This window comes from Opitutales bacterium (genome assembly GCA_013215165.1).
Classification (GTDB): Bacteria; Verrucomicrobiota; Verrucomicrobiia; order Opitutales; family JABSRG01; genus JABSRG01.
On sequence record JABSRG010000098.1, the window covers coordinates 1 to 7194 of the forward strand.

General features: G+C 53.7%; 3 protein-coding genes. 2 read left to right on the forward strand and 1 reads right to left on the reverse strand.

Features of this window, described 5'->3' with window-relative positions; all coding sequences use genetic code 11:
* The first annotated feature begins 883 nt into the window (after positions 1-883).
* Both HRU10_14595 and HRU10_14600 read left to right on the forward strand, forming a co-directional pair.
* Positions 884-2122, forward strand: coding sequence for an LL-diaminopimelate aminotransferase (locus tag HRU10_14595; GenBank protein NRA28461.1), 1239 nt, complete (start codon positions 884-886; stop codon positions 2120-2122).
* Positions 2123-2364: 242 nt separating this feature from the next.
* A complete protein-coding gene (locus HRU10_14600) occupies positions 2365-2901 on the forward strand; it encodes a GNAT family N-acetyltransferase (GenBank protein ID NRA28462.1) in 537 nt (178 codons plus the stop codon).
* 83 nt (positions 2902-2984) lie between these two features.
* Here HRU10_14600 and hrpA read toward each other — a convergent pair whose 3' ends face one another.
* Entirely contained in the window at positions 2985-7004 is a 4020-nt protein-coding gene (gene hrpA / locus HRU10_14605; GenBank protein ID NRA28463.1) for an ATP-dependent RNA helicase HrpA, read from the reverse strand.
* Positions 7005-7194: the final 190 nt, after the last annotated feature.

A 7194-nucleotide genomic window follows, 5' to 3' on the forward strand; every position in this document is an offset into this window, starting at 1 on the left:
TCTTCCCCACCGTCCATGTAAGTCGGGTTAATAGGAACGCCGTCGCCACTCCAGATCGCCGGATCACTCCACAGTCCTGAACTGACACTCACAGAAGAGTCCTGAGACAGAACCACGCCACCAGACAACACGCCTAGCGTAAAAATCAGGCGGAGGCATACCGTGAATTTCTGGTCAATCACTGGTAGAAAATGGTAAATCATTTTCGATAGAGGAAGATTTTACTATGAAAATGAGCGTTATAAACTCAGTTGTCGACCGGCATCTGTTAAAAACAGTCTTTTTCGATCAAGGTCACAAATCGCGCATGATAAAGGGCAGAAAAGTTACGCCCTTTTTGCCTATCCCGCGTAGAATGTGACTGGATCTATAGAAAACTAATTTTGAGTTCAGATTAGAAGCGTAGAGTGATGCCGACAGCCATTGCTTGACTTGAGCTTTGGTCCACACGGTGGCAATCGCTCTCGCGATCACCCTACAAAACTTCAGTGTGCAGCGCAGGCGTAGTGTGTGGGCAATTTTTGGTATGTGCTTGTGGGCCAATCTGGGGATTGGTGTTTCCGGACGGGTCTATTCGGGTGCGGGGGGCTGTTGTTCCAGTCGGCGCAAAACCCAACGAGCCGACTGAGCGGCTCTGCTTGTACACGAGATGGCAAGTGATCCGGACCGATGTAAAACTGTTCTCTGTCGACGTATTCGTGCCGTTGCTGTGGGGCCAATGTGGACAAGCATTTCAAAACGACCAAACTAAAACATTCGCGTATATTCGCGTGCATTAGCGGATAAAAAAATCCCATGGCCCAGCGAGACATGCCCGGCTCTGATCGATCCGCAAAACACCTTTGGAATTGCCTTTCGCGGATAGCGCGCAGTGTGTCTTGGGATGGCACAAATCAACGATAACTACCTCAAGCTAGCTTCGAGTTATCTCTTTCCAGAAATTGGTCGACGCGTGAAGGCCTTTTCGGATGCAAACCCGGACGCCGCGGGCGAATTGATTCGCTGTGGCATCGGCGACGTGACCGAGCCCCTTCCCCTCGCTGCACGCGAAGCGCTTCACAAAGCCGTCGACGAAATGGGCCAGCGTGAGACCTTCCGCGGGTATGGCCCCGAGCAGGGCTACGATTTTCTGCGGGCTGCGATCGCCGAGAACGAATACCGCGCTCACGGGCTAGAGATAGCCGACGATGAAGTCTTCGTCTCCGACGGCTCTAAATGCGACAGCGCCAACATCCTCGATATCTTCGGCCCCGATAACAAGGTCGCTATCACCGACCCAGTTTACCCCGTCTATGTCGACACCAACGTTATGGTCGGGCGCACTGGCCCCGCGAATGAAGACGGCTCCTACCCGGGCATCGTCTACATGCCCTGCACAGCGGAAAACGGCTTTGTCCCCGCCATTCCCGACGAACCCGTTGACCTCATTTACCTCTGTTACCCCAACAACCCCACAGGAGCCGTCGCGACGCGCGCGCAGCTTGAGGATTGGGTCGCCTACGCCAACAAGCACAACTCCGTTATTTTTTACGACGCAGCCTACGGCGCATTTGTCCAAGACGAAGACATCCCTCAATCCATCTACGAGATCCCCGGGGCCGAGACCTGTGCCATCGAGTTCCGCAGCTTTTCTAAGAACGGCGGCTTCACCGGTATCCGCTGTGCCTTCATCGTTGTGCCCAAAGCCCTGAAAGGCACGACCAGCAGTGGAGAAACCATCGACCTGCACCGCCTCTGGCTACGCCGCTCAACCACCAAGTTTAATAGCGTCTCCTACCCCGTTCAGCGCGCAGCAGAAGCCCTTTACTCCGAGGAAGGTCAAACTCAAATCAATGAGCTCATCGCCTACTACCTCGGCAACGCCAAGATTCTCTCCGAAGCTGCGCGCGAAGCGGGTCTCACTGTATACGGCGGCGAACATGCGCCTTATATCTGGATCAAAAACCCAACGGGCTTTACGAGCTGGGATATGTTCGACCGCATGCTTAACGAAGCGAAAGTCGTCGTCACCCCTGGCTCAGGGTTTGGCTCCAACGGCGAAGGCTACTTCCGCCTCAGTGCCTTCAACAGCCGCGCCAACGCCGAAGAAGTCGCCCGCCGTCTCAAAACATTGACCTGGTAGGCCGAGACCAATCTCATCCCATCCCAAAAGGTCGGCATCCCAGCCGACCTTTTTTTGGCAACACCAGCGCGGGCGCACCAGCAAAGGCACAAATTTCCTCCCCGGGAACGCCAAGCCCCAGCTTGGCTCACCGAGATCATAGGAGGTAAAGCGTTCACCCCACGCCCACTTCGCTCAAGATGCTGAGCCGCAAAGAAGAGACACATCTGCTGTTCAGCCCCCTCCCACACTTCATGCATAAAATGAACCTTGAAACAACTCGGCTCAATCTTCGCCCTTTTCAAGAAAGTGACGTTGACCATGCGTTCGCTGTTCTCGGCGATGCGGGCACGATGCTTTTTTATCCGTCACCCTATTCGAAAGAACAGGTAGGGACGATAATTCGAAGAAATATCGAAAGCTTTGAGACTCATGGCTACGGGCTCTTCGCTGTGCTTGAGACAGATACTGGAGCCTTTGTCGGTGACTGTGGGATCACGGTCCAAAATATTGATGGGCAAGATGAATTCGAGATTGGCTACCGCATCAGGAAAGACAGATGGGTGTTGGGCTACGCACCCGAGGCGGCGGAAGCTATAAAGTCATATGGGTTTCAGCACCTAAGAATGAAAAAACTGTGCAGTTACATGCCCAGTGACCACATTCAGTCCCGGCGGGTGGCCGAAAAAATCGGAATGCAGTTAGAGAAGGAATATCAAAATCCTCGGAATCGCGGTATTTTCACCTCAGTCTATTCAATTCACAACCCACACTTACCAATTGAGCGGGAAGAAAATTGAGATCACATACAGCAAGTGCCCAATCTACTTCGTAAATTTTCTGCCTGGATATCATTCTCAACGGATTTTTGCACGGTCGCCGCCTAAGAAACAGACCTGAGCGGAGTCAGCGTCTTTATACCCTCCAATTGATTATCCAAACGACCTTTAGAGATCTTCCCGTCGGTTCCCAGTTCCTGGGCGAACACAGAAATGCGGTATTCCTCTAACATCCAAAAGAGTTCCGTCACTTTGGGTTGAATGGCGGGATATTTCTGAATTTTGCCCAGCCAGAAAATGAGCTTCTCCTGATATTGTTTTATTTGGGCAGCCTTCTCTGCGTCACGACGCGGGTTGGTGCGGGCGCGGTCGTTGCGCTTGATGAATCCATTAAGGTAACGCGGCAAGTGCTGAAGCCGGACAAATCCGGTGCGCTTTAAAAAGTCTTTGGGCACGATGCGCGCGAGATCGCTGTGAAATTCGGGATAGGCTGGCTTAGTCGTCAAGATGGTCTGCCGGAGTTCGAATATGGGTCTCAGGCAGTCGAGTAGTCGATAGACGATCCCACGGATCTCTTTCTTGGCAAATGACTCACGCTCGGCGATGTGCACGGTATCAATGCTCTGAATCGGCAGACTAAAAAACAGGTAGCTGCGCAAATGAGCCCGGGCATCATCACGCAGTTGATCGAAGGGCATGAGCGAGGCAACCACAGGGCCGATTTCTTTGAGCGCTTTGAGGTCTTTTTCTAACCAGGTCCACTCTTTCGACTGTGCTCGTTCAACCAGGTGCGCCATACCGAGGCGGGTTGCGCGCCGAGCTTCCTCCTGGCTTTTGAGTAGGCGCAAGGCAGTGCGCTCCTGCTCCAAGACCAAGGCTGGATAAGCCATCACCGGGACATCTTTTACCGTGCAGACATGAATTTCGCGGGGGACATTTTTGAGCTCACTTGGATCGACGCAGCCCTGCTCCCATTGTGCGACACATTTTTTCCACTCGCGGAAACGATCCACGCCCTTGCCCGATGCCGTCTGCTTTTTAACAGCGGCTTGGTAGTCACGTTGTAATGCGTCCCAGGTGCGCCCCGATGCGATCGTGCTCTTTCCTTTGTCGTCCACCACTTCGATGCGCGGTAACAGGTAATCAGGAATGTCGGCTTGCTCCCAATCAGCCCGCCCGACACGGATCTGATAGCTATGCCATAACACATCGCTGAGTATTTCCGTCAGCAAACGAGGCCCAGGCTTCACCTGCTGCGCAATCTCGCGCGTTTTCTCAGCAATGGGAAAAAGCTGCCGTCGGATCTGTTTGGGCAAAGCCCGAATCAACATCTCAATCCGCTGCTCCACAAACCCAGGAATGACCCAATCGAGCACCCCATCTTCGAGTTCGCGGAATTGCTCTAATCGCACTTTTAAAGTGGCACCATCATCGGCCTCGCCCGGTTTGTAAGCGTATTGAACGTCGAGCTGCTGCCCTCCTAGGTCTACTCTGTCCGGAAAGGCCTCACGCCCGTCCGCCGTATCTTCCACCAGATCCTCACGCGCCATCTCGAGTGGCTTGCCCCCTGCCTCCTCTTCCGTGCGCACCCATTCTCGTAAGGCATGCACGTCACTCACGAGCGGTAACCGGCGCTGATAAAATGCATACATCCGATCATCCAGGCTGTAACCTGAGCCCGAGCGCGTCCGCACCATCCACTCCTCGACCTCTTCGCGCAGTTGCTGATTGATATCAATAATCCGAATCCGCTGGGGAAGGTTAAAAGCTACGATCCCCTCGCGAATAAATATATCTGTCGCCGCCTCCCCGTCGATTTTATGGAAGCCCACTTTACGCATCCGCACCGTCAGTCCATAGAGCAGCCCGCGCTCTTTGATCAACACACGCCCCGCCTTAGCATCGTATTCGGGTTCCGAGTAGGTGCGTTTGAGTAGATCGCCCGCATAGCGCTCGACCCATTCCGGCTCGATTTTTGCCACCGTCCGCGCAAAGAGACGGCTGGTTTCCATCCACTCGGCACACACAATCCATGCTGGTGTCGATCCATGCCGTGGACCCGGGGGAGTGTTACCCCCCTTTTTACCTTTGCGCTCAGCTTTGGCAAATTGGCGATCAAACGCCGTGGAACCAGGAAAGATAGTCACCTTCCGACCATGAGTTGCCCGATAGAGGTTACCGTCTTCTTTTTGGGCCACATTCGCGATGCATCCCGAGAGGATCGCTTGGTGAATGAGATCCTCGGGATGCTTCTCTGGATCTGTCTTCAGGCTCAGCTTGGGTTCGAAATCCTCCGTCAGAGATCGCAGCTGATCATAAACCTCTCGCCATTCGCGCATGCGTTGAAAGGACAGAAAATTCACCTTACAATACTGACGCAGCTCTTTGTTAGAAGCTCGATTCAGTTGACCGCCATGGAGGCCATCCCAGATCTTCAAAAAGACCATAAAATCTGAGTTGAGATGACGGAAACGTGCGTGGGCCTGATTGGCCTGCTGGATTTGGCTTTCTGGCACTTCCCTTGGATCTTGGACGCTTAATGCTGAGGCGATCACCAGCACCTCTCCCGCACAGCGCAGGTCGACTCCTTCCAGAATCATGCGGCCCACAGACGGGTCTGCCGGCAGGCGCGCCAGACGTTTACCGACAGGTGTGAGCGTCCAATGCGTTCCCTCCTCACCCTGTTCTCTTTGCAGTGCGCCCAGTTCCTCAAGCACACGATAACCCCCACGAATAGCACGGGGATCCGGCGGCTCGATGAACGGAAAGGTCTCAATTTCGCCTAGACGAAACGCCTTCATACGCAGGATCACATCGGCGAGATTGGCACGGAGGATTTCCGGGGTCGAAAACTCGGGACGCGAAAGAAAATCTCGCTCCTCGTATAGCCGGATACAGATACCTTCCTGGACGCGCCCTGCGCGTCCAGCACGCTGCTTAGCAGAACTCTGCGAGATTGGCTCCACCGGCAGCCGACGTGTCGACGTATGTGCTGAGAAACGACTCACACGCGCCAACCCTGCATCTACCACATAACGAATACCCGGCAGTGTGATCGAGGTCTCAGCGATATTGGTCGAAACGATCACCTTAGTGACAGGGGCCGATTTGAATATCGCCTGTTGATCCCCCGCAGCCAAACGTCCGTAGAGCGGTAAGATACGAGCGCGATTTTGACTCACTGCCCGTCCCAGTAGATCACAGGCATCACGAATATCGCGTTCTGTGGGAAGAAACACCAACACATCACCCGAACGCCGATCTGACAAAATATCTTCCACCGTCCGCACCGCGCTGCGCAGATAAGAAATCTCGCCATCGTCATTGGCATCTTCTTCAAGCGGACGATATTGAATATCTACCGGATAAGTTCTGCCGGATACCCAAACGATCGGTGCACCCTCAAAAGCCTCTGAAAAACGCTCCGTATCTATAGTCGCCGAGGTAATGATGACCTTCAGATCGCTCCGTTTCTTTAAAATCATGCGCAGCGAACCCAGGATAAAATCGATGTTCAGCGAACGCTCATGCGCCTCATCCACGATGATACAGTCGTAACCGAGCAGCAGCGGATCATTCTGTAATTCGTTGAGCAAGATCCCGTCGGTCATCAATTTGATCCGCGTATCTTTCGATGTCTTCTCCGTGAAACGAATTTTACACCCCACGCCCTGGCCAAACGGCGTATTCAACTCCTCGGCGATGCGTTGAGATACCGATAAAGCCGCAAGGCGCCTTGGCTGCGTACAACCGATCAAACCACGCCGCCCCAACCCTGCGGCAAGACACATTTTCGGTATTTGTGTCGTCTTACCACTGCCCGTTTCTCCCGCGAGAACCACGACCGGATGCTCTTCGATCAACCCAATTATTTCGTCCTTTCGCGCCGTAATCGGCAACGCCTCGGCAAACTGCGGCTCAGGCAAAACCGAGGACACATGCTGCACTGCTTCAACAGACCGCTCCATGCGTCGCTCCAACTCAGTCAACAACGCCTCCACGCGCTCAGGGTTCTTCGGTGGCAACAAACGCTCAAGACGGCTGGCCACATGATGCGCATCCACAATCCGCACCTGCTCCAGACGTTCCCGCAAAACCCGCACTCTATGCTCCAGCGCACTCACAAAACCTCAAAACAAAACCCCATTACCCGTTAGGGACAAACTTGAAGTGTACCGGGGTGCACGCGAGGGTGCGTCCAGATCTGCGAAAAATTGATTTTGAGTTCAAATTAGAACACAGCCATCCCATAAGACCTGATGGCGGAGATCAAACCTGAGTATTGATGGGCTGTAGCGATTGATCGTGTCTATT